General features: G+C 41.2%; 21 protein-coding genes. 15 read left to right on the top strand and 6 right to left on the bottom strand.

Features of this window, described 5'->3' with window-relative positions; translation table 11 throughout:
* Nucleotides 1-38: 38 nt before the first annotated feature.
* From FBB35_RS13180 to FBB35_RS13120, 13 genes are all read left to right on the top strand, one after another.
* Entirely contained in the window at nt 39-1403 is a 1365-nt protein-coding gene (locus FBB35_RS13180) for a ScyD/ScyE family protein (RefSeq protein WP_174709992.1), read from the top strand.
* A gap of 174 nt (nt 1404-1577) precedes the next feature.
* Nucleotides 1578-2774: a scytonemin biosynthesis PEP-CTERM protein ScyF gene (gene scyF / locus FBB35_RS13175; RefSeq protein ID WP_174709991.1), complete on the top strand. Its 1197-nt coding sequence runs from the start codon at nt 1578-1580 to the stop codon at nt 2772-2774.
* Between the two features lie 220 nt (nt 2775-2994).
* Nucleotides 2995-4284: a glycosyltransferase family 4 protein gene (locus FBB35_RS13170; protein ID WP_174709990.1), complete on the top strand. Its 1290-nt coding sequence runs from the start codon at nt 2995-2997 to the stop codon at nt 4282-4284.
* 18 nt (nt 4285-4302) lie between these two features.
* On the top strand, nt 4303-4803 hold the full coding sequence (locus tag FBB35_RS33910; RefSeq protein ID WP_254625941.1) for a hypothetical protein: 501 nt from the start codon (nt 4303-4305) through the stop codon (nt 4801-4803).
* Nucleotides 4804-4909: 106 nt separating this feature from the next.
* Nucleotides 4910-6091: a 3-dehydroquinate synthase gene (locus FBB35_RS13160; RefSeq protein ID WP_174709989.1), complete on the top strand. Its 1182-nt coding sequence runs from the start codon at nt 4910-4912 to the stop codon at nt 6089-6091.
* A 507-nt stretch (nt 6092-6598) separates the two neighbouring features.
* On the top strand, nt 6599-8830 hold the full coding sequence (locus FBB35_RS13155) for an anthranilate synthase (RefSeq protein WP_174709988.1): 2232 nt from the start codon (nt 6599-6601) through the stop codon (nt 8828-8830).
* A gap of 93 nt (nt 8831-8923) precedes the next feature.
* On the top strand, nt 8924-9751 hold the full coding sequence (gene trpC, locus FBB35_RS13150) for an indole-3-glycerol phosphate synthase TrpC (RefSeq protein WP_174709987.1): 828 nt from the start codon (nt 8924-8926) through the stop codon (nt 9749-9751).
* Nucleotides 9752-9855: 104 nt separating this feature from the next.
* Entirely contained in the window at nt 9856-10260 is a 405-nt protein-coding gene (locus tag FBB35_RS35770; RefSeq protein ID WP_174713628.1) for a hypothetical protein, read from the top strand.
* Between the two features lie 48 nt (nt 10261-10308).
* A complete protein-coding gene (trpA, locus tag FBB35_RS13140; protein ID WP_174709986.1) occupies nt 10309-11160 on the top strand; it encodes a tryptophan synthase subunit alpha in 852 nt (283 codons plus the stop codon).
* 126 nt (nt 11161-11286) lie between these two features.
* Nucleotides 11287-12516: a tryptophan synthase subunit beta gene (gene trpB, locus FBB35_RS13135; RefSeq protein WP_174709985.1), complete on the top strand. Its 1230-nt coding sequence runs from the start codon at nt 11287-11289 to the stop codon at nt 12514-12516.
* 45 nt (nt 12517-12561) lie between these two features.
* The gene (gene trpD / locus FBB35_RS13130) at nt 12562-13677 is read left to right on the top strand and encodes an anthranilate phosphoribosyltransferase (protein WP_174709984.1); all 1116 of its coding nucleotides are present in this window, start codon (nt 12562-12564) and stop codon (nt 13675-13677) included.
* 408 nt (nt 13678-14085) lie between these two features.
* Entirely contained in the window at nt 14086-15186 is a 1101-nt protein-coding gene (gene aroF, locus FBB35_RS13125) for a 3-deoxy-7-phosphoheptulonate synthase (protein WP_174709983.1), read from the top strand.
* Nucleotides 15187-15443: 257 nt separating this feature from the next.
* The gene (locus FBB35_RS13120; protein WP_174709982.1) at nt 15444-16406 is read left to right on the top strand and encodes a hypothetical protein; all 963 of its coding nucleotides are present in this window, start codon (nt 15444-15446) and stop codon (nt 16404-16406) included.
* Between the two features lie 125 nt (nt 16407-16531).
* On the opposite strand, the gene FBB35_RS13115 is transcribed toward FBB35_RS13120, so the two are convergent.
* The 3 genes from FBB35_RS13115 to FBB35_RS13105 form a co-directional block, all read right to left on the bottom strand.
* A complete protein-coding gene (locus FBB35_RS13115; protein WP_174708017.1) occupies nt 16532-17554 on the bottom strand; it encodes an IS4 family transposase in 1023 nt (340 codons plus the stop codon).
* Nucleotides 17555-17849: 295 nt separating this feature from the next.
* Nucleotides 17850-18050, bottom strand: a complete 201-nt coding sequence (locus FBB35_RS13110; RefSeq protein WP_174709981.1) for a heavy-metal-associated domain-containing protein — start codon at nt 18048-18050, stop codon at nt 17850-17852.
* Nucleotides 18051-18295: 245 nt separating this feature from the next.
* Nucleotides 18296-19108 (bottom strand): SDR family oxidoreductase, encoded by an 813-nt coding sequence (locus tag FBB35_RS13105; protein WP_174709980.1) that lies wholly within the window; start codon nt 19106-19108, stop codon nt 18296-18298.
* Nucleotides 19109-19316: 208 nt separating this feature from the next.
* Here FBB35_RS13105 and FBB35_RS13100 point away from each other — a divergent pair, with 208 nt between their 5' ends.
* The gene (locus FBB35_RS13100) at nt 19317-20291 is read left to right on the top strand and encodes a threo-3-hydroxy-L-aspartate ammonia-lyase (RefSeq protein WP_174709979.1); all 975 of its coding nucleotides are present in this window, start codon (nt 19317-19319) and stop codon (nt 20289-20291) included.
* 53 nt (nt 20292-20344) lie between these two features.
* Here the strand turns inward: FBB35_RS13100 and FBB35_RS13095 are convergent, their stop codons facing one another.
* Nucleotides 20345-20704, bottom strand: a complete 360-nt coding sequence (locus FBB35_RS13095) for a multidrug efflux SMR transporter (protein ID WP_254625940.1) — start codon at nt 20702-20704, stop codon at nt 20345-20347.
* A gap of 603 nt (nt 20705-21307) precedes the next feature.
* Here FBB35_RS13095 and FBB35_RS13090 point away from each other — a divergent pair.
* Nucleotides 21308-22120 carry a GNAT family N-acetyltransferase gene (locus FBB35_RS13090; protein ID WP_174709977.1) on the top strand — a complete coding sequence of 271 codons (813 nt, stop codon included), beginning with the start codon at nt 21308-21310 and terminating at the stop codon, nt 22118-22120.
* Nucleotides 22121-22253: 133 nt separating this feature from the next.
* Here the strand turns inward: FBB35_RS13090 and FBB35_RS13085 are convergent, their stop codons facing one another.
* Both FBB35_RS13085 and FBB35_RS13080 read right to left on the bottom strand, forming a co-directional pair.
* A complete protein-coding gene (locus tag FBB35_RS13085) occupies nt 22254-24395 on the bottom strand; it encodes a serine/threonine-protein kinase (protein ID WP_174709976.1) in 2142 nt (713 codons plus the stop codon).
* A gap of 98 nt (nt 24396-24493) precedes the next feature.
* Nucleotides 24494-26188, bottom strand: a complete 1695-nt coding sequence (locus FBB35_RS13080) for a serine/threonine-protein kinase (protein ID WP_174709975.1) — start codon at nt 26186-26188, stop codon at nt 24494-24496.
* Between the last annotated feature and the right edge of the window lie 58 nt (nt 26189-26246).

Genomic DNA, 26246 nt, shown 5'->3' with positions numbered 1-26246 from the left:
AAAGTTTTCCACTTACTTAATTCTCAATTTCCAAAGGTATGAAACTCAAGTCATTTGCTCTTAAATCTGTTACATTTTGTTTTGCTGCTATTTGTGGAACAGCATCTGCACAAGCTGCAACGCTAACGACAATTGTCGATGGAGTCAGTAATGCACGGGGTGCTAGCTTCGGCCCTGACGGGAGTCTCTACGTAGCAGAGCCAGGTATTGGAGGAAACGGAAATTGCCAACCATCTCCGAGTACCTTGTTTCAGCCTATCTGTGCTGGTAATACTAGTTCACTGGTCAAAGTTGCACCAGACGGCACCAAACAGCGTATATTTAATAACTTTGAGTCTCTAGCAGAACAACCCACTGGCAACCAAGGCGCTGGTATTGAAGATATACAATTCGATTCTAAAGGAAATGCTTATCTTCTGACAGGCTTTGCTGGTTATCCAGGAAACCGCGATCTAGCAACACTTGACCTTGGTTCTCAATCCCCACTCCCACCACAGCAACTTGCAACTTTCCCGCCATCAACACCCGATAAAGTTTTGAATACACCGCTACTAGGACAACTGTACAAAGCTGACTTGAAGACGGGATCTCTCAGCAGTATTTTTGACTTTGCCAAGTATGAAATCACCAAAAATCCAGACAAAGGGGATGTAGTTACCAATCCCTATGACCTGGCTATTAGTGGCGATAGTGCTTATGTGGTTGACGGGGGTGGAAACGCTGCTTACAAAATTAAGCTTGATGGAAGTGAGTCTCAGGCGATCGCAATTCCTAAAACCATCATTAGTAAGTCAGATTTGCCACCAGGATTACAACTACCTCCTGGGCTGTTAGATGAGCTTCCAGGAGGAAAAATAGCAATTCAAGCAGTACCCACAGGTGGCGCAATTGGCCCTGATGGAGCTTTATACGTTGGTGAATATACAGGTTTTCCTTATCCAGCAGGTAAGTCGAAGATTTTCCGCATTGGCGATGATCTCAAACCAGAAGTTTTTCTGGATGGATTTACGCACATCACAGACTTAACCTTTGATGAGAAAGGCGATTTGCTCGTCTTACAGTTTAGCGACAAGTCCCAGTTAGGGGGTGACATCACAAATCTACCTGGATCTCTCATCCAAGTTGCTCCTGACGGCACTCGAACAACACTTGTTGCAGCAGGTCAAGGGCTAGATTCGGCTGATGGAATTGATATTGGCCCTGACGGCAAGATTTATATTACCAATCGCGGTGTCGGCCCAAGACGAGGAGAGGTTGTTCGGGTGGATGGTGTTGTTACACAAAAAGTCCCCGAACCTGGTTCAGTAGTCGGCTTACTAGCACTTGCTGGTGTAGGCGCAACTGCTGCTAACGCCAAGCGCAAACGCCAAGAAAAGTTGCTAGCTAAAGCAGAAACTGTCTAATTCCTCTTTACCTGGCTTTGTCAGGGAATGCTTACAGAATAGGCTGCTGCCTCACAGAGAAACTTGCATTTCAAACAAGAGGCAGCAGCCCAAATTTTAGGGTTCCCAAACTGGGACTGGGAACGAAATTAGTCTAGGAACGAGTATACCTCATACAACCAAGGCTTAAAACTTATGGGATTAGTCAAAAATTTGTCAATCGGCATTCTCGGTACCGGATTTATAGTGTTGGCAACAGCAGCCCAAGCCAAGGCTGTAACATTAACTTACGACAGAAGTATCGGTAGTCCCGGCTTCGGCCCTGGTCAGCTATTTGTTCCCCAAGGTATAGCCGTAGATAGCCAAGGAAATACTCTCATAGCTAATGGACGCGGTGTTAACCCGGATGGTACTCCTAACTACAACCTCGGTAACAAAATTGAAAAATTTAGTCCAAGCGGTGAGTATATTGGAGCAATTGGCTCCGGCGGCACAGGGCCCGGACAGTTTGACGAGCCAACAACTGTAGACTTTAATCCCGTAACAGGGGATTTGTATGCAGGTGATGTTTACAACAACCGCATCAATCAATTTGATTCTCAGGGTAACTTTATTAGATCCTTTGCAAATGGAGAATTTACCCCTCTCGTAGAGGGTAGGCTTTTCTTTGGGCCATCTGGTGTGACATTTGACAAAACTGGCAACGTTTACGTAGGTGATTTTAATGGTGAAAGAATCCTTAAATTCACATCAGACGGACAGCAAATTGGTGTTATTGGTGGCACTGTGGGTACTGCACCTGGGCAATTCCAAGGTCTAGCAGGTGTAAGAATTTCCCCAGTTAGCGGAAATATCTTTGTAGCTGACCAGTATAACAACCGCGTTCAAGTACTCGATCCAAATGGTAATCCTCTGTTGGCGTTTGGTTCAGCAGGTAGCGGCCCTGGACAACTTCTTCAGCCAATTGGCATCGAAGTGGACGACCAAGAGAATGTTTATGTAGCTGATTCTATCAACAGTCGCGTTCAGGTATTTGATAAAAACGGTAACTTCTTGACTTCCTTCGGTGAAAATGCCCGCGATGCATCAGGTAATCCGGTACCGCCTCCAGCATTAACTGGCCCTCCTTTTGGCGACCCCCTCGATCTTACTCCCGGCAGATTTAACTGGACGGGTGGCACAAGCTACAAAGATGGCAAGCTTTATGTGGGCGATTTCTTCCAAGGTCGCGTCCAAGTGATAAACGTAGAAGGCAGAAAGCAAGTACCTGAACCTGGTTCAGCATTGGGTTTGGCATTGCTTGGACTTGGGGCTGCTACCGTCACATTGCGGAAACGTGGACAACAAAAACCACTCTTCAGTTTACAAAAGGAACTGCAAAAACAGTGCTAATAGTTTGTCCCAAAAGTTTTGAGAGGTTAGTGATGTTCAGATCCCCGACTTATTGAAGAAGTCGGGGATCTAGCAGCCCCACAAAATTAATGGGACAGACCACTAGTAGTCTGTCAAGTTGAAATTGATAGGTAAGCAAGTTCGTAGTAAGGACTTTAGTCCTTATTTTCTAAGCATTAAAGTGCTTACTACAAACAAACCTTTAGGATATTAGCGGTTAATGCGAATTCTGATTTATTCATACAACTATCATCCAGAACCAATTGGTATTGCACCTTTGATGACTGAACTAGCAGAAGGGCTGGTGAAGCGAGGGCATCAAGTGCGGGTAATTACAGGTATGCCTAACTATCCTCAGCGCCAGATTTACGACGGGTATCGAGGTAAGTTGTATGTTACTGAACAGAAAAACGGTGTCAAAATTCAGCGTAGTTACCTGCGGATTAAGTCTAAACCTAACCTTGTAGACCGACTACTGCTAGAGTTGAGCTTTGTTTTTACAAGTTTGCCACAAGCCTTCAAGGGTGAGCGACCTGATGTAATTCTCTTAACAGTACCACCGCTACTAGTTTGTTTACCTGCAACTTTGATAGGTTGGCTATACAATTGCCCGGTAGTACTGAATGTGCAAGATATCCTCCCGGAAGCTGGTGTGCGTGTTGGGCTAATTAAGAATAAGTTGATGATTAAAGCTCTGGAAACTTTAGAAAAATTTGCTTATCGAACTGCACATACCATTAGCGTGATAGCCGATGGTTTTGTAGATAATTTAAAAAATAAAGGTGTACCTGCTAATAAAATTGCCTGCATTCCCAATTGGGTAAATCTAAATTTTATCCGCCCTTTACCAAAGGAAAATAACTCTTGGAGGGCTACCCATCAACTCAATGGGAAATTTGTAGTGCTTTATTCAGGTAATATTGCTCTCACACAAGGTTTGGAGACAGTAATAGAAGCAGCAGCCTATTTACGTCATCTAAAAGAAATTATCTTTGTCGTAGCAGGCGAATCTCAAGCCCTCGAAAGGCTGCAAAAACATTGTCTTGCTTGTGGTGCAGATAACGTTTTGCTTTTACCATTGGAAGTGCGAGAAAAACTACCACAAATGTTAGCAGCCGCAGATGTCGGGCTGATTGTGCAAAAGCGGAACGTGATTTCCTTCAATATGCCTTCTAAAATACCACTGTTGTTAGCCAGTGGTCGCCCAATTGTGGGTTCAGTTCCGGCCGCTGGCACTGCTGCCAAAGCCATCAGACAAAGTGGCGGCGGTGTTATCGTTGAGCCGGAGTCAGCAGATGCTTTGGCTGCGGCGGTGCTGGATTTATATCATCAGCCGGAATTAGCAGCGCAATTAGGACGTAAGGGAAGAAAGTTTGCGGTAGAAAACTATTCCTTTGAGCAAGCGCTAGACCGATATGAAGAGTTATTTGCTGATGCGATCGCTAAAAGAGCAACAAACTTGGATATCTTACCAGAAATAAGTTCTAAAGAATCACTTGTTGATATTTGAAAATTGGGGACGAGAAAAATGCCTCTGAAATCCTCTTATTCAGATCAGCTTAAAAAAACTGACCAGAGCTTGATCGCCTTACTTAGCGATCGCATATCATTATTAGCATCAGAACAGCCTTCTTTAGATGAACAGTTGGCTGATGTCGCTCCCCTACTCGCTCAAGCTGGTATTCCTGAGTCTGTTTGGGTGGGTGTAGTAAGGAGTTGTCATGCCAGTATCCCTAAATCTGCCACAAATCATATCATTCCCCGACAAGTTACCATCATCGGTGGACGTGGCAGGATGGGAAGATTATTTAAAGAACAGCTTTCTTTAGTAGGTCACAATGTTAGCGTTCTCGAAGCTGAATCAGCATTTGCTCGATTAAATGGCATCAACAGCGTGCCGTTTTTCATCATGAATAATCAAGTCAAGGTAAATGGTTCTCACTCGGTAGAGGCATTTCTTGAAGCTTTGAATAGCCCTAGCGACTATAAGTCACGGCTATACAAACAAAACCCACCTCCGTGGGTTTAAAATCTTTAATTTTTATTAGTCCACGGAGGTGGACTTTGCCTGTGTAGTAGCGAATTCTATTCGCCTAATTATTTTCAAACATTGTCTTAGATATACCTGCAAAAATATGATCGTTGACATCAAGCAAAAAAGTAAATTAATTCATCAACGTGTTTCGGTTACTTTTAACTACGAGGTTTACTTCACCCAAAATTTATTTGAGTTAAAAAACCCCACACTAGCGCAAGTGGTGACGGTAGATGAGGAGACACCGAAGAAAGTAGTTGCGGTGGTAGATGCAGGAATATTAAAGTATCAACCGGAATTGGTGAAGCAATTAGTCGCGTATACCAAGTTTTATGGAGAGGTACTAGCGATCGCAGCCGAACCCATGATAATTTCGGGAGGAGAAGCTGCAAAAAACGATCGCACTTTAGTAGAGCAAATCCAGCAACTCATTGAAACAGCCGGATTATGTCGCCATTCTTATGTGTTAGCGATCGGGGGCGGGGCGATATTGGATTTGGTAGGATACGCTGCTGCAACTGCTCACCGGGGAATTCGCCTGATTCGGGTTCCGACAACGGTGTTAGCACAAAATGATTCTGGGGTTGGGGTAAAAAACGGCATCAATGCCTTTGGTAAAAAGAACTTTCTCGGCACATTTGCGCCACCTTATGCAGTAATAAATGACTCTGCGTTCTTGACAACCCTAGACGATCGCGATTGGCGTTCTGGGATTGCAGAAGCGGTGAAAGTGGCGCTGATTAAAGATGCTAAGTTTTTCGATTTTATCCACTCTCACAGCAAAGCCCTTGGGCGGCGAGATATGGATGCTATGCAACAGGTTATTTATCGTTGCGCCCAGTTGCACCTTGAACATATTGCCAATAGCGGCGATCCTTTTGAAATGGGTTCCTCTCGTCCCCTGGATTTTGGACATTGGGCGGCTCATAAACTGGAGCATTTGACAAATTATCGCTTGCGTCATGGTGAAGCCGTTGCGATCGGTATTGCTTTGGATAGCACTTATTCTTATTTAGCAGGATTGCTTGATTGTTCAGAATGGCAACGAATATTAAATACTTTATCGGCGTTGGGTTTCACACTGTATGTGCCAGAACTAGCCCAGAAGTTATCACAACTAGAACATCCTGATTGTTTGTTTCGAGGTTTAACTGAATTCCGCGAACACTTGGGTGGAGAATTGACTTTAACGTTGCTACAAGGGATTGGAAAAGCAATTGAAGTTCATGAGGTGAATTTGTTGTTGTATAGGCAAACAATATCATTATTGCGGGAATTTTAAGATTGTAGAACTAACCCTTTCAAAGTGGGTAAAAATTATCGTTCTCTTTACTCTGTGTCCTCTGCGCCTCTGTGGTTCGATAAATGAATTTTAAACCGCAGATGCACAGAGAACGCTGAGAAATAACAAGATATTTTACAAGTTACATTGAAGGGCTAGATTGAATTTTAAAAGCTTAGATATAGTCCTAAAGCTTTAGACGATATCTTACTTTTGAGAGAGGCGGATAAACTCAGAAAAATTATTAAAAATAACAACACAGGATGAGTATAAAAAACGAATAAATTGACACCCAATCTAAAAATTATTCAATGTATTATCTGCTTGATATCTAGTACTCTTAAATAAGAAGCAAAAAGTTTTTAATTACATTGTACCCAAAAATCCGCAGATTGAAATAGCTTGATTTGGATTGATATTGAATCATCTAATTTTTTATCTACCTATAAATAACTACTAATAATCATTAATAGCTTTTGACTAATCACTCTTACAGAGAAATTACCCATGATTTTTAATTCCCGTTCCTACAAAACCCTTGGCGGCGTAATTGTTTCTCGCTCCATCACCGAACTGAAGATGGACACTGCCCTCGAAGATATTCTATTTCACTTAAATTCTCAGCGTGGCGGTTTGCTAAGAAGCAGCTATGAATATCCAGGTAGATATAAAAGATGGGCAATCGGATTTGTCAATCCACCATTAGAATTAAGTACACAAGAAAATGCTTTCAATATAATAGCGTTAAATGAACGCGGTCAGGTACTTCTACCATTACTATTCGAGTGTTTATCTAATTCAAACCAACTTGAGAAAGTTATTCTAGACAATAACAGTATTGTCGGTTTTGTAAAATCTAGCAAAAGATTATTTACTGAAGAAGAACGCAGTAAGCAACCTTCAGCATTTACAGTTGTCCGCGAAATTCTACATACTTTCTCTAGCCCAGAAGATGAGCATTTAGGATTGTATGGGGCTTTTGGTTATGACTTAGTTTTTCAATTTGAACCAATTATCCAACGTCTAGAACGTCCTACAGATCAGCGCGATTTGGTGCTTTATTTACCAGATGATTTGATAGTCGTTGATTACTATCAGCAACGCGCATTTCGTCTGCAATATGAGTTTGAAACAGCGCACGGCAATACCAAGAATCTGCCTCGAACAGGTGAGTCTGTTGATTATCGCGGAAAACATCTTACCCCTAATCAAACTGCTGACCATAAAGTAGGCGAGTATGCGAAAAAAGTTGAGTCTGCACTCGATTATTTCCGCCGAGGCGATTTATTTGAAGTTGTTCCTAGCCAAAACTTTTTTGAAGGCTATGAGGATGAACCCAGCAAACTATTTGAAACTTTAAAGGATATAAATCCTAGTCCTTATGGGTTTATTTTTAACTTAGGTGGAGAATATTTAATTGGCGCATCTCCAGAAATGTTTGTGCGAGTTGAAGGGAAGCGGGTAGAAACTTGTCCCATTAGTGGCACTATTAGCCGGGGACTAGATGCTCTGGACGATGCGGTGCAAATTCGTCATTTACTCAACTCCCACAAAGATGAAGCTGAGTTGACCATGTGTACTGATGTCGATCGCAATGACAAATCTCGAATCTGCGAACCTGGTTCAGTTCAAGTGATTGGTCGTCGCCAAATTGAATTATACAGCCATTTAATCCATACAGTGGATCATGTTGAAGGGACACTGCGATCGCAATTTGATGCCTTAGATGCCTTTCTTTCCCACACTTGGGCGGTTACAGTCACCGGCGCACCCAAAAAAGCCGCAATAGATTTTATTGAACAGCATGAACGTAGCGCCCGACGTTGGTATGGTGGCGCAGTCGGTTATTTAAACTTCAATGGGAATTTAAATACTGGATTAATTCTGCGGACAATTCGATTAAAAGACTGCATCGCTGAAGTGAGAGTTGGCGCTACTGTGCTTTATGACTCCATACCCCAAGCAGAAGAACAAGAAACAATCACTAAGGCGGCTGCTTTATTTGAAACAATTCGCCGTGTTAAGCAAAGCAGTCAGAAAATTGATGAATCCATTTCCATCAAATCAACTAAAATTTTACCTTGTGCGGCAACTGGCAAACGCATCTTACTAATAGATTATGAAGACTCTTTTGTTCATACATTAGCTAATTACATTCGCCAAACTGGTGCAAGCGTCACCACATTACGTCATGGTTTCTCAGAATCGCTATTTGATACAGAACGCCCTGACTTAGTTGTTTTATCTCCTGGCCCTGGTAGACCAAGTGATTTTCGGGTTCCCCAGACTGTCGGGGCGCTTCTTCATCGCAAAATTCCCATTTTTGGAGTTTGTTTAGGGCTGCAAGGCATCGTTGAAGCTTTTGATGGACAATTGGGAGTTCTCAACTATCCTCAACACGGGAAATCTTCACGGATTTTCGTTACTGATTCCAATTCCGTTACCTTCAAGAATTTACCAGAATCCTTTACCGTGGGTAGATATCACTCATTGTTTGCTCTCCCGCAGCATTTACCGAAAGAACTGAAGGTGACAGCGATTTCTGATGACAACGTAATTATGGGTATTGAACATCAGACACTTCCCATCGCCGCCGTTCAGTTTCATCCAGAATCAATCATGACTTTAGCGGGAGAAGTCGGTCTGGAAATCATTAAAAATGTGGTGCGTGCATATACAACCAAAGAGTTAAGTCGCTTCGCTCCAATTCAAAATTCAAAATTCAAAATTCAAAATTAAGAAAGCCAGTCATAACAAGGGTTTGACTGTGTGTATCTGTTGCATTCTTTTTTCAAATTGGTATTATTTCCATTCTTCCTAAAAGAACAGATTATGATTAACCAAGTTGTCACTTCCCGCCATATTCTTGAAGAGATTGTGTTGCATAAAAGGCAAGAAGTTGCACAGATGCAACAGGAATTTCCTCTAGCTTCTTTGCAACAGCAGTTAATTACGGCCCCACCTGTCCGAAATTTCTTAGCTGCTTTACAACAAAATCCTAACCAACCTAGCTTAATTGCCGAGGTAAAAAAGGCATCACCTAGCCGTGGGATTATTCGAGCAGATTTTGATCCAGTTGCGATCGCTCAAGCTTATGAACGAGGTGGCACAGCTTGTCTATCAGTCCTCACTGATCATAAGTTTTTTCAGGGCAGTTTTGACAATCTGCGGCGTGTGCGTCAGAAAGTAGCATTACCCCTACTGTGCAAAGAATTCATCATTGACCCCTATCAAATCTATCTAGCACGGACAGCAGGCGCAGATGCAGTTTTGTTGATTGCCGCTATTTTATCAGACCAAGAACTGCAAAACTTTCTGCAAGTAATTCATGATTTGGGCATGAATGCACTGGTAGAAGTCCATACTTTGGCTGAATTGGATAGAGTTCTTAAGCTTGATGACTTACATTTAGTAGGAATCAACAATCGCAATCTAAAAGATTTTACGGTTGATTTAGGAATAACACAGCAACTTTTAGCACAGCGCCAGCAATATTTGCAAAGTTTGGATATCACTGTCGTCAGTGAATCTGGACTGTATACACCTGCTGATTTATCTCTTGTTGCTGAAGCTGGTGTGCGTGCGGTTTTAGTCGGAGAGTCACTAGTTAAACAAAGCGATGTAGAACAAGCTGTGCAGAGTCTTTTAAAGCTTTCTTAGAATACAGACCTAACCCCCAACCCCTTAAGAGCTACTAGCGTTGGGGAGTAAGATTCAAAGCCTCTCTCCTTTTAGGAGAGAGGTTTGGAGAAAGGTCAAAGTATATTGCATCCAAGCGAGAAGCGCTTACTTCAAAAAACGAAGCTCTAATACTCGCTGACGGAGATAAAAGACTCGCTGACGGAGATAAAAGCCTCATTAACGGAGATAAAAGACTCGTTAACGGAGATAAAAGCCTCGTTAACGGAGCTAAAAGACTCATTAACGGAGATAAAAGACTCGTTAACGGAGATAAAAGCCTCGTTAACGGAGCTAAAAGACTCGTTAACGGAGCTAAAAGACTCGTTAACGGAGCTAAAAGACTCGTTAACGGAGATAAAAGACTCGCTGACGGAGATAAAAGACTCGTTAACGGAGCTAAAAGACTCGTTGACGGAGATAAAAGCCTCGTCAACGGAGATAAAAGACTCGACAACAACAGATATAGCGTGAACATCGCTAATTCCTAAATGTTGATTCTTCTAAAACTATTAACTAATCATTAACTATTTTTCAAAATGACTTCTATCTCTGATTTTTTTCAAACTTTACGCATTAGCAAAGCTTCTCCGCAGGAGACTCGCCAACAGTGTGCTTTAATCCCCTTTATCACAGCAGGCGACCCTAACTTAGAAACCACTGCCCAAGCTTTACGTATCTTAGATGGCAACGGCGCTGACTTCATCGAGTTGGGTATTCCCTACTCCGATCCTCTTGCAGATGGGCCTGTAATTCAAGCAGCTGCAACTCGCGCTTTACAAAAAGGCACGAAATTAGAGCAAGTATTAGAGATGTTGCAAGCTGTAACTCCTACCCTGAAAGCGCCAATCATTCTATTTACTTATTACAATCCCATTTTGCACCGGGGTATTAAGACATTTTTGGCGCAAATTGCCACTGCTGGGGTGAAAGGCTTAGTAGTGCCAGACTTGCCCTTAGAAGAAGCAGAAGAATTAATCCAAACTGCTGCCTCTTTTGGAATTGAAGTAATTTTACTCGTAGCGCCTACTAGTTCTAAAGATAGGATTTTAGCGATCGCTCGTCAATCTCAAGGTTTTATCTACTTAGTCAGCGTTACAGGTGTAACAGGTATCCGCGCTCAAATCCAAGACCGCGTAAAAGATTTAATTACAGATTTGCGAAGCGTCACCGATAAACCCATCGGCGTTGGTTTTGGTATTTCAGGGCCAGAACAAGCGCATCAAGTAATGGAATGGGGAGCAGATGCCGTGATTGTTGGTAGTGCCTTCGTCAAACGTCTAGCTGAAGGTAGTCCAACAGAAAGATTACAAGCCGTGGAAAAATTTTGTCGGGAACTGAAAGCAGCAATTACCCCAGTATCCCTGCAACAAGTTGGTTCGGCTAAGTAAAAAACCTCTCTCTTCTCTCTGCGTCCTCTGCGCCTCTGTGGTTCGATAGAAAATAACGAACCGCAGAGGCACAGAGAACACAGAGGAAATTCAAAAATATATTTGAACGTAAAAGGATTTTAAACAGTGGTAAGCATACAAGACATCAAGACTGCAACTATCCAACCAGATTCTTTAGGCAGATTTGGAAAATTCGGCGGTAAATACGTCCCAGAAACCTTAATGCCTGCATTAAGTGAGTTAGAAGCAGCATTTCAAAAATATCGCAACGAGCCGAGTTTCCAAGCAGAACTGCAAAACTTACTGCGTGATTATGTCGGACGACCCAGCCCATTATATTTTGCTGAACGCTTGACAGCAAACTACGCTAGACCAGATGGCACAGGGCCGCAAATTTATTTAAAGCGTGAAGATTTAAATCATACAGGCGCTCACAAAATTAATAATGCTTTAGCTCAGGTATTGCTCGCTAAACGCATGGGTAAGCAACGGGTTATTGCCGAGACAGGTGCAGGACAACACGGGGTTGCAACTGCAACTGTATGTGCGCGGTTTGGTTTGAGATGTGTGATTTACATGGGTGTCCACGATATGGAACGCCAAGCCCTGAACGTGTTTCGGATGAAATTGATGGGCGCAGAAGTTCATCCAGTAGAGGCAGGTACGGGAACTCTCAAAGATGCAACTTCGGAAGCAATTCGAGATTGGGTGAAAAATGTAGAAACAACCCATTACATCTTGGGTTCTGTTGCCGGGCCTCATCCTTACCCGATGATTGTCCGTGACTTCCACGCAATAATTGGTATTGAAACTCGCGCTCAATCCCAAGAAAAATGGGGAGGATTACCAGATATTCTACTGGCTTGTGTGGGTGGAGGTTCCAATGCGATCGGCTTGTTCTATGAATTTCTCGATGAACCTTCAGTGCGTCTAATTGGAGTCGAAGCGGCGGGTGAAGGTGTAAATACAGAAAAACACGCAGCTACCTTGACAAAGGGAAAGATAGGTGTATTGCATGGTGCAATGAGCTATTTACTGCAAGATGATGACGGTCAAATTATCGAAGCCCATTCAATTAGTGCCGGATTAGATTATCCTGGTGTTGGACCTGAGCATAGTTATTTAAAGGATCTTGGTCGCGCCGAATATTACAGTGTGACTGATAAACAGGCGTTAGATGCATTTCAAAGACTCTCGCAACTAGAGGGAATTATCCCAGCTTTGGAAACTGCTCATGCGATCGCATATCTTGAAACCCTTTGCCCTGAGTTAGAAGGCAATCCCCGCATCGTCATCAATTGTTCCGGCAGAGGTGATAAAGATGTGCAAACCGTCGCAAAAGTTTTGATTCCTTAATTTGTCATTTTTCCTTTGTAAATCACCAATTTCCAATGCCCAATTATGATAGCTGTAACTCAAACTCCACTTGACAACATCTCCATCCCTTCTGAGTTCTACAACTGGCCGGGTTTATTACAACAGTTGCTAAATCGGCAATCGTTGACGGTTTCCCAAGCTACAGATTTGATGCAAGGTTGGCTCACAGATGCCATTCCTCATGTTTTATCAGGAGCGATTTTAACCGCAATTCAAGCCAAAGGCGTATCTGCACAAGAATTAGTAGGCATGGCCAGCGTCTTACAATCCCAGTCCCCAGTCCCCAGCGATGCACTGAGCTTGCCGAAGTGTACCCAGTACCCAATCCCCCTAATTGACACTTGCGGAACTGGTGGAGATGGCGCTTCCACTTTTAATATTTCCACTGCTGTCGCCTTTGTTGCTGCCGCCGCCGGCGTAAAAGTGGCCAAACATGGCAATCGTTCCGCATCTAGCAAGACCGGTTCGGCTGATGTGCTGGAAGCTTTGGGGATAAATCTCAACGCCACTCCTGAAAAAGTACAAGCCGCAGTGGGTGAAGTTGGAATCACCTTTTTGTTTGCTCCTGGTTGGCATCCTGCACTCAAAGCGATCGCAAATTTGCGAAAAACTTTGAAAGTGCGGACTGTTTTTAACTTACTCGGCCCGCTAGTAAATCCCATGCGGCCGACAGGGCAAATTATTGGTGTGAACGATCCGCTTTTACTAGAGGAAATTGTTCAAGCTTTATCGCAATTAGGATGTCAACAAGCGATCGCACTTCACGGACGGGAACGTTTAGATGAAGCTGGTTTAGCAGATGTAACTGACTTAGCTGTACTCCAAGATAAAAAGGTGCGTTCTCTAACGCTGAACCCTCAAGAACTTGGTTTGAGTTTTGCCCCCACTGCGGCGTTACACGGTGGAGATGTCCAAGAAAATGCCGAAATCTTAAAGGCAGTTCTCCAAGGTAAAGGCACGCAAGCGCAGCAAGATGTTGTTGCTTTAAATACAGCCCTGGCGCTCCAAGTTGGTGAAGCTATTGATGGAGAAACGGATATTTTAGTTGGTTGTGTTAAAGGTATTGTCCTTGCGAAGGAAATTCTGCAAAGCGGCGCGGCTTGGACAAAACTAGAACAACTTGCTGAATTTTTGCGCTAGACGACGAATCTCTTTCACCAAGCCTCCCTCTTTTACGAGGCTACGATGTACAAACAAGTTTTCTAAAGCTGCCTTATACCTCAATACGGTTCAGTTAAGGCTTAACGCTGTGTCAAAGTAAATTTTTTTTAACGAACCGCTAAGGACGCATAGACGCGGAGCGGCTTCCCGCAGGGTAGAACGCAAAGGAAGAGAAGGAAGAAATTCTTAACTGAACTGTATTGCCTTATACCTTAATTTGCAATGCCAATGCATCAACCTGCAATGCCAATGCATCAACCTGCAATGCCAATGCATCAACCTGCAATGTTAATGCATCAACCTGTAATGTTATTGACCTGCAATGCCAATGCATCGACCTGCAATCATTAGCTTTCACATTCACAAACGATACACAAGGAAAAACAGATGATTATCATACTTAAGAACGGTACACCTGCTGAGGAAATTACTCGTATTAGTCAAGAACTGAGTGAAACTTGGAAAGTCACGGTAGAAAAAAGCATTGGCACTCATAAAGTTGTGCTGGGGCTAATTGGTGATACCACTAGCATCGATAAATTGCAGGTTCAGGAATTTAGCCCTTGGATTGAGCAAGTATTACGAGTGCAACAACCTTTTAAGCGGGTAAGCCGAGAATTCCGAGATGGAGAAGCCAGCGAGGTTGTTGTATCTACACCTAACGGTAATGTTTATTTTGGCGAACATCACCCAATCGTAATCGTAGCTGGGCCTTGTTCCGTTGAAAATGAAGCGATGATTGTCGAAACAGCAAAGCGCGTCAAGGCAGCAGGAGCGCAATTTCTCCGTGGTGGAGCCTACAAACCTCGCACTTCACCTTATGCTTTTCAAGGTTATGGTGAAAGCGCTTTAGATTTATTAGCAGCAGCGCGAGAAGCTACTGGTTTGGGTATCGTCACAGAACTGATGGATGCTGCGGATTTATCAGCAGTGGCGAAAACAGCTGACATAATCCAAATCGGGGCGCGGAATATGCACAATTTTTCGCTGTTGAAAAAGGTAGGCGCTCAAGATAAACCTGTGCTGTTGAAGCGGGGGATGTCTGCCACAATTGACGAGTGGCTAATGGCAGCAGAATATATTTTGGCATCAGGAAACCCAAATGTAATTCTTTGTGAGCGGGGAATCAGAACCTTTGATGGTAAATATGCCCGCAATACATTAGATTTATCAGTGCTTCCGGTATTGCGATCGCTGACCCATTTACCGATTATGATTGATCCTAGTCATGGTACTGGTAGATCAGAATATGTGCCATCGATGGCAATGGCTGCGATCGCAGCTGGTACAGATGCCTTGATGATTGAAGTTCACCCCAATCCCGCAAAAGCTTTATCTGACGGGCCGCAATCTCTCACCCCTGATAAATTTGACCGCTTAGTTCAAGAAATGTCAATTATTGGCAAAGTAGTTAATCGCTGGTCTACACCTTCATTTGATAGCATTAATGACAAGCGCATTCGCTTCGTACCAGAACTATCAAAGTAGACAAAGTGTAATCTAAGCTGATTTTTTGTAAATGGCTAAACCCGCTCAACAGATTTTTTAAACAAAAGAATCCGTTGGTCGGGTTTTCATCAGTCTAATTATTGTAGAGACGGCGATTCTTTGCGTCTCTTGCCTTAAGCATAATGATTTTTATTACTTAGGATAGTTCCGAGTTAAATCAAATTGTATTTAAAATTACAGGAAATGAAAAACTAAATTTATGGGAAATTAATTTCCCCTGCTACCAAGGAGTAATAATGATTTTAAGTCAATATCAACGTGCTGTAGGCGTATTTACTCATCGTCGAGATGCAGAACAGGCGCTACATGAGTTGAGAGATTCTGGCTTGGCGATGGAAAAAGTATCTGTAGTTGTACAGAATGCAGACCGCAATCATGAAATTATCGAGGGTGAAATTAAAGAGCGCACTGGTGATAAAGCCGACGAAGGTGCAACAGTAGGAGGACTTTCAGGTGGCGCTGTTGGTGGGTTGACTGGTTTATTAGTAGGTCTTGGGACTTTAGCAATTCCTGGAGTTGGGCCAATAATGCTGGCTGGCGCAGCTGCAACTGCTTTGGTTACAACCCTTGTTGGTGCAAGTATTGGTGCTGCTACTGGCACTTTTGCTGGTGCGCTAGTTGGTTGGGGAATATCGGAAGAGCAAGCTAAAGCATATAACGAGCGAGTAGAGCATGGACACTATTTCATAATTGTGGATTGTACATCTTCTGAAGTGGCTAAAGTAGAAGCAATTCTACAGCGTTGGGGTATTGAAGAGTTTGGCATTTACGAGCCTCTAAGTAGTGAGCAATTATCTACAAATTATCTGACCACAACAACTTCTACTACTACTATTCCTAATAAAAGTGGGATTTTGAGCAAGTATGCTATTAGTTGTTTTGATAGCATAGATAATGCTAAAGCCGTAATAAATGATATGTATTTAGCAGGTTTTTCAGCAAATCAGATTTCTTTAATTTGCAAAGACTTTTCTCAATTGGTTGGCTCAACTGATATTAATTTAAGTGAGCGCTTTGACGCAATGAGGCTAGGTATAGCGGATGATTGGGCACGCTTTTACAACGAGCAAATTGAGCAAGGAAATTATATACTCATTATTAGCGGCACAGACAATGAGCTTGAACATGCTAGCTTTATTGTAGGCAATTATGGAGTTCAGGAATTTCAGATTTATGACCCAATGTTAATCCGTTCTTGAAAACTAGTACTGGAAATTGTAATAATTTTGTTAAAAGAAACAAATATATAGCGATACAGAAATGTTGAATGCTGATACAAAACTTTACATTATTAGTTACACTAAGTCTCAAAAGCTTAAATTAGTCAGCAAAACATCATCTCCTCAAACCAATGAACATAGCTGATTTTCTGACACATACAAGATTGAAGATAGCGGAATTTATCTAATAGTGTATGTCCCCATTGTTCGGGAATAGATAAAAGCTGTAAAATCAGATAGGCTATCAAGCTCACGTAAATTTGTATGGTAATACCATTGACGTTTTTGGTAATGAGTTTGTCAAGTTTTAAGTGCATCTTTAAAAACTTCCACAACAATTCAACTCCCCAACGTAATCGATAAATATCCCTAATTTCATCATCATGAACAGCTGCATCTCCCGACTCTGGTAAATTAGTCACTAAGCGAAACTCGGTTTTTGTCTCTAAATCACAGAAATTAATTACTCTATAAGCTTGAGCATCATCAGATGCACCAACTTTGACCAATCCATTTGAGCCATCAAATTCTAGTTTCCAATTGTTTTTTATCCGCAAAACAAAATATTTGTTTTCTTGTACTAATTCTTGGATAAATTTTAATCCAGCAAAACCCCTATCCATTACTCCAACAGCATTTATTGGGAGACTAGACATCATTTTGGAACCAAATTTATAATCATGGTCATGTCCAAAATTGATGAAGTTATCTTCTGGGCTTCCTGTGGAGAGATTTAAGGAACTAAACAGCTTGACTTGATGATGACCTAGTACCCATAACAATTTACTTGTGAGAGTAATAATTGTTGAATCTATTGGACAAATTGCATATTTATTGTGTAACTTTTTTTGAACTTCCTTCTGTACTAATTCATTTAATTTTTGGTAAATCTCTTGAAAAGGTTTTTGGCTTCGATGTAAATTTGCTTTAGAGAAAGTAGAAATATCTACCTCAAAACAATTGTTATTTAATCTGTTAAACAAATCTCGCATACTTGTTAAGCTGTTATCCAGGGCATAGGATAGCCAGCACTCAAAAAACAGACGACTGTTCAATACTGGATAATCGTTTTTTGGCAGGCTTTTCAGTATATCTTTGACAATTTTGGGAAATGAATTTATAATCACAATCAAACTAATATATTTTAAGCCTTAGCCCAAAACTACCATATTTTGGGCTATTTTTATCGGATTTTTCTTAACATTCAACACTTCTGATAGCGATACTTTCAAAATCCTCCGGTCTTTAGCTGTATCTGTTGCAGCTTATAACTTTAGTCGAGAACCAAGTATTTCAAGCGTGTCACAAGAGAAAAATACTCTTTATTAATATTCCGCCCGGAAACCGGGCGAATATGTAACAAAGCAATTGTGCAAACTAAATTAATTCATCTAAATTTCTGAGGAGATTTAGATAAATTAATTAATAGCCTTCTATCGTATAACCAGCAGATTGAACTATCTGTTTAATCGACTCTTCAGAAGCCGCAGCATCTACAGTTACGGTTTTAGTATCAACGTTCACATCTACTTTGGCATCAGATTCCATCGTCAAAATAGATTTAGTTATTTTCTTGGCGCACTCATCACATTTAATATCTGGAACTTTCAATTCAATTGTCATTACTTACCTCAGTTCATCAACTTTTATTTATATTTAATCAATATAATAACGGTTGAGACAATCAATAAACATCTTACTAGAGTCAGGGAATTGAGCATCCCTAGGATAGTAATAAATAATAGCTAGACTTAAATTATTAGTTGTTGGATGGCTAATCCATCTGGTTTTTGGTAGATGCCCTTGTCCAATTGTTGTGTGAAGAAAGTAACTCTGGCAATTTAGTTGAAAAAGGATAAAATATCGAGCTACCTATTTTTTTTGAGTTCGTGCATACTTCTCACAACCTTTGTTACTAGATTTCTGGGTGTAAATCTGACGCTTTCGGTCAATATTTTATTTCTCATCCCAGGAACAACAACAGTTTTATTTTTCATTAAACCTCGATAACCAATCTTAGCAACGGTTTCCGTATCCATCATTCTGTTAACATTAGCAATTTTGGAATCTTCCATTGCAGCAGTTTGTTGAAATTCCGATGCTGTTGGCCCGGGACATAGAACAGTCACGCTAACACCAGTACCCTCTAATTCATTAGCGATTGCTTCTGAAAATGATAAGACATAAGCTTTAGTAGCAAAATAAACTGCCATTAGAGGCCCCGGTTGAAAAGCTGCTGCTGAGGCGACATTTAAGATTTTTCCATAGTCTTGCTCGACCATATCTTTGAGAAATAACTTTGTTAAATGAGTCAATGTCACCATATTTACCTGGAGCATTTGCAGTTCAATACTGAGGTCTGTTTCGCTAAATGCTCCATAAGTACCAAAGCCAGCATTGTTAACCAGCACATCAACTTTGATCGATTCTTGCTGGAGTTCTCTAAAAATTTCTTCTGGAGATGTTGGGATAGATAAATCCTTAGCCAAAATTTTCACAAAAATCCCAAATTTTTGCGGAAATTCATTTATGATTTCTGTAAGTTTTTGTTCATTCTTATCCACTAACACCAGATTATAACCATGACGAGCAAAAATCTGGGTTAATTGATAGCCTATCCCACTAGCCGCTCCTGTAATTAGAGCAGTTTTTTTTTGCCGACTTTCAGATGTTTTATTCATGCTAGAAAAATGGCGAATGTGAGTTAATTAATTTAAGTTTTATAAATTTAACTACAACAATATATAATGTTTGTTGTAGCTATATTTATGCAGACAATAAATGATGCTATCTACCTGAAACGAGTATGCTTCAATCAAGCATAAGAGACGCAAATATAAAAATCTGTATCTATATAAACAAGAGCCAAAATATTTAATTTTGTCATTAATGTCACAACCTAATTCCGTTACTATAACTGATGTGCAAGCAGCACAAGAGCGAATTTTAGGAATTGCCCATCGCACGCCGGTGCTAACTTCTAGAATGGTTAACGATCGCACCAATAGCCAAGTATTCTTTAAATGCGAAAACTTTCAACGCACCGGGGCATTTAAATTTAGAGGGGCGTACAATGCCTTAGCGCAACTATCGGTAGCACAAAAACAAACAGGCGTTCTCACCTATTCATCAGGAAACCATGCCCAAGCGATCGCTCTAGCTGGAAAAATCCTCAATATTCCCACCACTATTGTCATGCCTGATGATGCACCCATTGTCAAACAAACTGCAACTCGTGGCTATGGTGCAGAGATAATTTTATACAATCGCCAAGAAACAAACCGAGAAGAATTAGCCCAAAATTTAGCAGATGAGCGCTCTTTGACACTCATTCCCCCTTACGATCATCCCCATGTAGTCGCTGGACAGGGGACAACTGCTTTAGAACTGATCCAAGAAGTTGGTGAATTGGACTTACTATTAGTTTGTTGTGGCGGTGGCGGATTACTTTCAGGATGTGCGATCGCAGCTAAGTCACTTTTACCCAATTGTAAAGTAATTGGGGTAGAACCAGCACTTGCCGACGATGCTACCCGCTCTTTTCACACCAAAACCCTGCAAACTGTCAAGAATCCTAATACCATCGCTGATGGTGCGCGGACTCCTAGCCTTGGTAAAATTACTTTCCCCTTAGTGCTGCATTACGTCGATGATATGGTGACAGTATCTGAAGAAGCGATTCTTCGCACCATGTTTTTCTTATGGGAACGTCTGAAAATTGTCGTTGAACCTACCGGAGTACTTGCAGCCGCAGCCTTACTCGAAGGTGTCGTGATAGCCCCAGAGTCGAAGATTGGTGTCATCATCAGTGGTGGAAATGTCGATTTAGCGCAAGTTGGTAAATTGTTTTCTGGTGGATTTTGACACTCCCATCCTTTGAAGGAATGGGATTGTCAGGGTGGTAGTTTAATACAGAATTATTGATAGGCTATGACAACAATCCCAGCAAAGATCAAACTTACTGCAATAATTTGGTTGAATGTCAAACTTTCTTTAAATAGCCAATAGGAAATAAAAGTAACTAAAATAAATCCAATTCCTTGAGATGTTGGTACTACTATAGAAATAGGGAGTTTATCTAGTGCTTTGGCGAATAAAAGTAACCCTATACAGTAAGCAATCAAACCAGCAATAAACCAAGGAGAAGTGATGGTTACAATAAAACTACTAGAATTATTACTTGCTAAACGTGACTGCTTTATTAAAATATTGCCAAGACAATTGCAGAAAGCAGACATAGTAACAATTAACCAAGGTAATTGTGAAAAATGAAGCATTTTTAATACCATAATATCAACAAGCGAATTTTAGAACCCAGACACAAAAAAATAACCTCTGTGATTCTCTTCAGTAAAGTAGTTGTAATTTTAACCATCAGTTTTTATAAAAAACATTAATGTTTTTATAAGTAGTAATCCTAAAGATTTAATTCAAAAAAAACCACATTAATGCAACTTTCAACTCAAAAAAAAAGACATAATTCTAGCGATTGTGTCTTTTTAACTTAATAAAAGTACTTGATTATTTATAGAAAAACAGCTAAAAACTTAAATATGAGCATCATCTATTAATAAATGTGGTTACATTCAGTGTGGTTTATTTACTCTGAGATTTTGAGTTTCTGATGCTTAGTTATAGTAGTTGAAAACGATTTAATTGGATCAAGATAAATTTCTGATAGACAGATTTGAATAATAGTAAATAGCATTAAATATTTCTCAGGTATTAGTTTTGTAGAGATTTTTCACAGCATAACTGGTGGAATTATAAGCACAATAATTATCTATTTAACATCAGAATATTCACCAATCTAAGATTTTTCAGGCATTATTTCTAAGTATTTGTGCTTTCACTGACACAATATTGATTATCGAAATCCAATGATAAACATTAGTTCTGCATCTGAACTTACTTATTCATCTGATTCCTTCAAATATTTTCCCGAAATCGAAACTGAAAACTATATCCTAAAACTTGCTTCAAATAAAGACGAATTAGAATCAATTTTCAGATTGCGCTTTCAAGTTTTTAATATTGAACTAGGGGTAGGATGCTCTATTTCTCACTTGACTCAGATGGATCAAGACGACTTTGATGTAGTTTTTGATCATTTAATCATTATTTGCAAACAAACCGATCAAATAATTGGAAGTTGTCGACTACAAACTTATAATATAGCATCTGAAAACTTAGGTTTTTACTCAGCTAAGTACTTTAATATTAATGTAATTCCTGATTCAGTGCTTCAATTAAGTGTGGAACTTGGACGTGTATGCATAGCAAATAAATATCGTAGCATTAAAACATTTGTATTGCTTTGGGAAGGAGTTAATAATTATTTATCTTTTAGCAAAAGTAAATATCTTCTTGGTTGTGTATCATTACCAACACAAGATCCTTTAGTAGCTTACTGTGCTTACAATTATTTTCAACAAAATGCACACATGCATCCAAATATTTTGGTTTATCCCAATTCACAATCTTTCTTAGAAGTTTCTCAATCACATCCAGATCCACATAACCTTGAGATTCCTAATATTCTAAAAATATATTTAGCTAGTGGTGCTAAAGTATGTAGTCTTCCAGCTATTGATAAGCAGTTTGGAAGCATTGATTTCTTAGTCATATTTGATAGCGTACAATTTGGGGTTCAGCCGCACTACGCGCAAAAAAACCAAAAATCTGATCTGTAGGAATCCGCTTTGATTTTTGTATCCCTCACGGGAGCGTAGCCATATTTACTTGCATGGAAAGAAGCGCAATCAAATATGAGTCCTATAGCAGGATAGTGTTAATTGTCACATTACTTGGATTTCCCCGATATTTTTAATTCTTCTGGGGAGTCACCTCAGCACTTGGCGTAGGTGTAGATTCAGGTGTGGGGGTTTCCGTGGGAGTAAGTGTAGGTGTAGGTTCAGGCGTGGATGTTTCCGTGGGTGTAGACGTTGGCGTAGGTGTTGACGATGGGGGAGGAGTGGGATTTTCTGCTGTAATGGTGAGTTCATAGTCTACTGGTTTCGATGCTGTGGAAACCACGACAAACTCGTAAAATCCGTTTTCTGGTAATTTAGTTGATAAACTACGCTTGGTCGAATCTTCTAAGAATTGGATTTTGCCAGAGGGTGAATAGACTGATAATAAAACTTGGGAATTTGCTTCTAGTTTCAATTCCAGAGATTGATTTTTAGCAAGTCCAGCAATAAATACTTTGCCACCACCAGGTTGAAGATTACCACTGACAGTTTTGCCAGTAGCGCCCGGATCAAAGACAAGTTTCTGGAAAGCGCTACCGGATAGGATCGCACTGAGTTTATCGCTAACAAAACCGTACCAAACTTGTCCAATGGGCTGATCTTGGAAATTTTTACCACGCTGTTCAGGGAATGCACTTAAAAATGCAGCGTCTCCCAAATCATACAAAGAACGACTACCAACGTTGATTTTGTTGACTTCCACTTTCCAGCGATCGCGTTCAGCAGTTGTATAAGTTCCCAGTTGTCGGCGTGTATTGGAACTCAGGGGTGCTAGTTTTTCCAGCAATTCTGAGGCTGTTTTATCCCATTCTGCCCGCAAACCTTCATCTTCAGTCCCATCGCTGAGAGTGCGCCCTTTTAAACTGGGGTTTTTGTCCCAAAAAACTTGATTCACCAAGTTCACGTAGAAGTTAGAGTTAATCCCCAACTGTTGACGGCGATCGTTTAATTTTTCTTTACGCTCACGTTCTGCTGGTGAATATTGCGCTAAAGGATCGGTTGGTTGGTTACTGGTTGGAATTGGGCTGGCTGTGGGAGTAGGTTGAACTTCCCCGATATCGTTGCGGCTGCTATTCACTCCCCACCAAATTAATCCAACACTACCAGCTACCGCCGCCGCCACTAGGAAAGTTTTTGTTGGTGTCCACCAAGAGGGAGATGGGGGAGATGAGAAGGATGGGGGAGGTGGGGAGACGGCGACAGTGGCGGATGTGGGTTGTGGTGGGGTGGGATATTGAGTTGGGGGATAGTTTGCTGGGGGCGGGTTGAGGGCTTCGATTACTTGACGAACTGATTGATAGCGATCGCTTGGTCTGGCAGATAGCATTTTATCTAATACCTGTGCCAAAACCGGACTCACGTTTACTTCCCGTCGCCACTGCCAGGTAAGATTATAGGTATCAATTAATTCTTGTGGTTGTTTCCCCGTCAGTAAAACCAACATTGTTGCGGCCATTGCATATAAGTCGCTGTGGGGAGATACTAACCCAGTTTGCATCTGTTCTGGGGGTGCAAATCCTACCTTACCTAATAGAGTTGGTGATGGGGAAGATGCAACCATACCGGGTTGGTAATATTCGGAAGCAACGGTTGCTACTACTTGTTTTACACCGCCAAAATCAATTAAAACTGGCAGTTTGTCAACAGTCCGAAGCATTAAGTTATCTGGAGAAATATCTCGATGAATTACTCCCAGTGAGTGGATGTATTCCAACACTGGCAAAATTTGCTGCAACAATTGGCGTACTTCTGCCTCTGTAAAGCGCAAACCCTGCTGTAATCGGGTGTTTAACAAAGAGTTGTAAGTTTCCCCTTCTACATAATCTTGCACCAAAAACAGATATTCTTTGCCACCTAAGTTTAGCCGCAGCAGTTCCCGGAAGCGGGGAATTTGGGGATGTTGCAGTTTATAGAGAACACTCGCTTCTCTCTCAAACAGTTCTTCTGCTTTTTGAACAACGTAAGCGGTTTGAACTTGGGGAGAAAATTCTTTTAAAACACAAAGTTCGCGGAAACGGTTGACATCTTCGGCTAAATAAGTCCGTCCAAAGCCACCTTGGCCAATTTGACGCACAATTACATAGCGATCGCCTAAACTTAGTCCCGGTTGGATACTATAACTCATGGACGCACCCGACAATTTTTCACCACACTGGAGACAAAAACGACTACTTGGGGAATTTTCATGTCCTTTATAACAATATATTTTGGTCATTTGTCACTTGTACTGAGCGACTTGTGCCGAGCGAAGTCGAGGTAAGTCGAAGTATTTGTCATTTGTCATTTGTTATTCTTCCCTAGTCGCCAGTCTCCTTACTTGCCAGATTGTACTTTACTGACTTGATCGGCAGCGATCGCATACCAAATTTGACCGAAGGTCTTTTGATTCAGTTTCCCACGCTCCTGACCAGGAAACAACCGATCAAATTTTTCATTTGTGTCTTTGTTCAGTTGCTCAAGTGTATAGTTCCCCAATTGGCCGGAACGCGCTTGTTGTCTCCATGTATCGTAATCTTTTTGACTATATTTACCTAATTTTCGACGAGCTTCTGTACTGAGCTTTCCTTGTTCTATTTTATTCAATAAATCGTCAGCGATACCAGACCATTCATCTCGTAAACCAGCGTCTTCAGGTTTAGATGTCAGGCTACGTCCCTTTAATTCTGGTTTTTTTGTATAAAATAAATCATCTACGAAGGGAATAAAAAATCCTTCAGTAATTTCTAGCTGTTGACGACGACTGATAATTTCTTGAAGATTAGGGTTTTTTCCTTTGTCGCTACCTGGTTTACCGCTTGGAAACTGGGGAATTTGCGGTAACGAAATTGATGGGATGGTAATTGAAGATACGCTGCGGATGACCGCATTTACTACCCCCCAAGCACCTGCGCCGGTTAAGACAACTAAAGCTGTTCCCCCTAAACTCATCATAAAAGGACGAATCCAAAGAGGGAAAGATATCGGTTTGGCGATTGCTTGCGTCCTGTTCTGGAATCTACTCACAATAGCGCTGGCACGTTGTCTTCCCGGAGCAACTACCATCGTTTTAATCTTGGTGGTAATCGAATTGCCAGTTGATTTAGTCGCAGTTGACGATGGTAAATCTTTGAGGATTTGCTCGGCTCGTTGATAGCGATCGCTCGGTTTATAAGCCACCATCTTTTTTAACACCGCTTCCAGTTTGGGACTAACTCGAATTTGTTTTCCCCAACCCCAAATTCCCTGGTAGCTGTCGTATAATTTTTGCGGTTCTTGCCCTGTGAGCAATACCAGTGATGTAACCGCTAAAGAGTATAAATCACTACTAAAAAATGCTTTTCCTTGCCGTAGCTGCTCTTCTGGAGCGTAGCCTTTTTTACCCAGCAAAGTATTATTTCCCACCAACTTAGTCTGCCAAAAACCTTGAGAAGCTGGCAATTGCTTGACACCACCAAAATCAATCAGCACGGGTAGATTATCAGAACGCCGCCAAATTAAATTATCAGGAGAGGTATCACGGTGAACAACATCTTGTGAGTGGATATAGGCTAATACAGGTAAAATCTGTTGCAGTAGGGTGATTACTTCCTCTTCACTGAAAGTCTTGCCTTGGCTCTCGCGTTGTTCTAATAATTGGTAGTAATTGTCACCATCTACATAATCTTGTACTAGAAAGAAAAAATCTTTAGTACCTATTTTCACTTGTAGCGAGGCGTGAAAACGCGGAATCTGTGGATGCTGGAGTTTTTTTAGAACATTGGCTTCTCGTTCAAATAACTCTTTAGCTTTTTGTAAATCTTGATGTTCTTGTACTTGGGGTGCAAATTCCTTCAGCACACAGGTTCGATGGGATTGACTTATATCCTCCGCCAAATAGGTGCGTCCAAAGCCGCCCTGACCTAAATGACGGATAATTTGATAGCGATTATCCACAACCTGTCCCACAGCAAGAGGTAATGGCTCACCACAATGAGTACAAAAGCGGTTACTACCATTATTTGTGTGTTGTCTACTGCAATAGAGTTGCATGGTGCTGAAGGATAAATTAATGTTTTATTGGATGACTACAACGCGCATACCCTCATTT

The organism is Nostoc sp. TCL240-02 (assembly GCF_013343235.1).
GTDB lineage: Bacteria > Cyanobacteriota > Cyanobacteriia > Cyanobacteriales > Nostocaceae > Nostoc.
The sequence above is the reverse complement of the archived record's forward strand: the minus strand, read 5'-3'. Positions and strand labels throughout refer to the sequence as shown.

Coding starts and splice junctions, on each gene's coding strand:
- FBB35_RS13095 (WP_254625940.1), bottom strand. CDS start 20,704: ATGCTTCATTTTTCACAATTACCTTGGTTAATTGTTACTATGTCTGCT.
- FBB35_RS13080 (WP_174709975.1), bottom strand. CDS start 26,188: ATGCAACTCTATTGCAGTAGACAACACACAAATAATGGTAGTAACCGC.
- FBB35_RS13105 (WP_174709980.1), bottom strand. CDS start 19,108: ATGAATAAAACATCTGAAAGTCGGCAAAAAAAAACTGCTCTAATTACA.
- FBB35_RS13155 (WP_174709988.1), top strand. CDS start 6,599: ATGATTTTTAATTCCCGTTCCTACAAAACCCTTGGCGGCGTAATTGTT.
- FBB35_RS13110 (WP_174709981.1), bottom strand. CDS start 18,050: ATGACAATTGAATTGAAAGTTCCAGATATTAAATGTGATGAGTGCGCC.
- aroF (WP_174709983.1), top strand. CDS start 14,086: ATGATTATCATACTTAAGAACGGTACACCTGCTGAGGAAATTACTCGT.
- trpA (WP_174709986.1), top strand. CDS start 10,309: ATGACTTCTATCTCTGATTTTTTTCAAACTTTACGCATTAGCAAAGCT.
- FBB35_RS13090 (WP_174709977.1), top strand. CDS start 21,308: ATGATAAACATTAGTTCTGCATCTGAACTTACTTATTCATCTGATTCC.
- scyF (WP_174709991.1), top strand. CDS start 1,578: ATGGGATTAGTCAAAAATTTGTCAATCGGCATTCTCGGTACCGGATTT.
- FBB35_RS13100 (WP_174709979.1), top strand. CDS start 19,317: ATGTCACAACCTAATTCCGTTACTATAACTGATGTGCAAGCAGCACAA.
- FBB35_RS13170 (WP_174709990.1), top strand. CDS start 2,995: ATGCGAATTCTGATTTATTCATACAACTATCATCCAGAACCAATTGGT.
- FBB35_RS13160 (WP_174709989.1), top strand. CDS start 4,910: ATGATCGTTGACATCAAGCAAAAAAGTAAATTAATTCATCAACGTGTT.
- FBB35_RS13120 (WP_174709982.1), top strand. CDS start 15,444: ATGATTTTAAGTCAATATCAACGTGCTGTAGGCGTATTTACTCATCGT.
- FBB35_RS13180 (WP_174709992.1), top strand. CDS start 39: ATGAAACTCAAGTCATTTGCTCTTAAATCTGTTACATTTTGTTTTGCT.
- FBB35_RS33910 (WP_254625941.1), top strand. CDS start 4,303: ATGCCTCTGAAATCCTCTTATTCAGATCAGCTTAAAAAAACTGACCAG.
- trpD (WP_174709984.1), top strand. CDS start 12,562: ATGATAGCTGTAACTCAAACTCCACTTGACAACATCTCCATCCCTTCT.
- FBB35_RS13085 (WP_174709976.1), bottom strand. CDS start 24,395: ATGACCAAAATATATTGTTATAAAGGACATGAAAATTCCCCAAGTAGT.
- trpC (WP_174709987.1), top strand. CDS start 8,924: ATGATTAACCAAGTTGTCACTTCCCGCCATATTCTTGAAGAGATTGTG.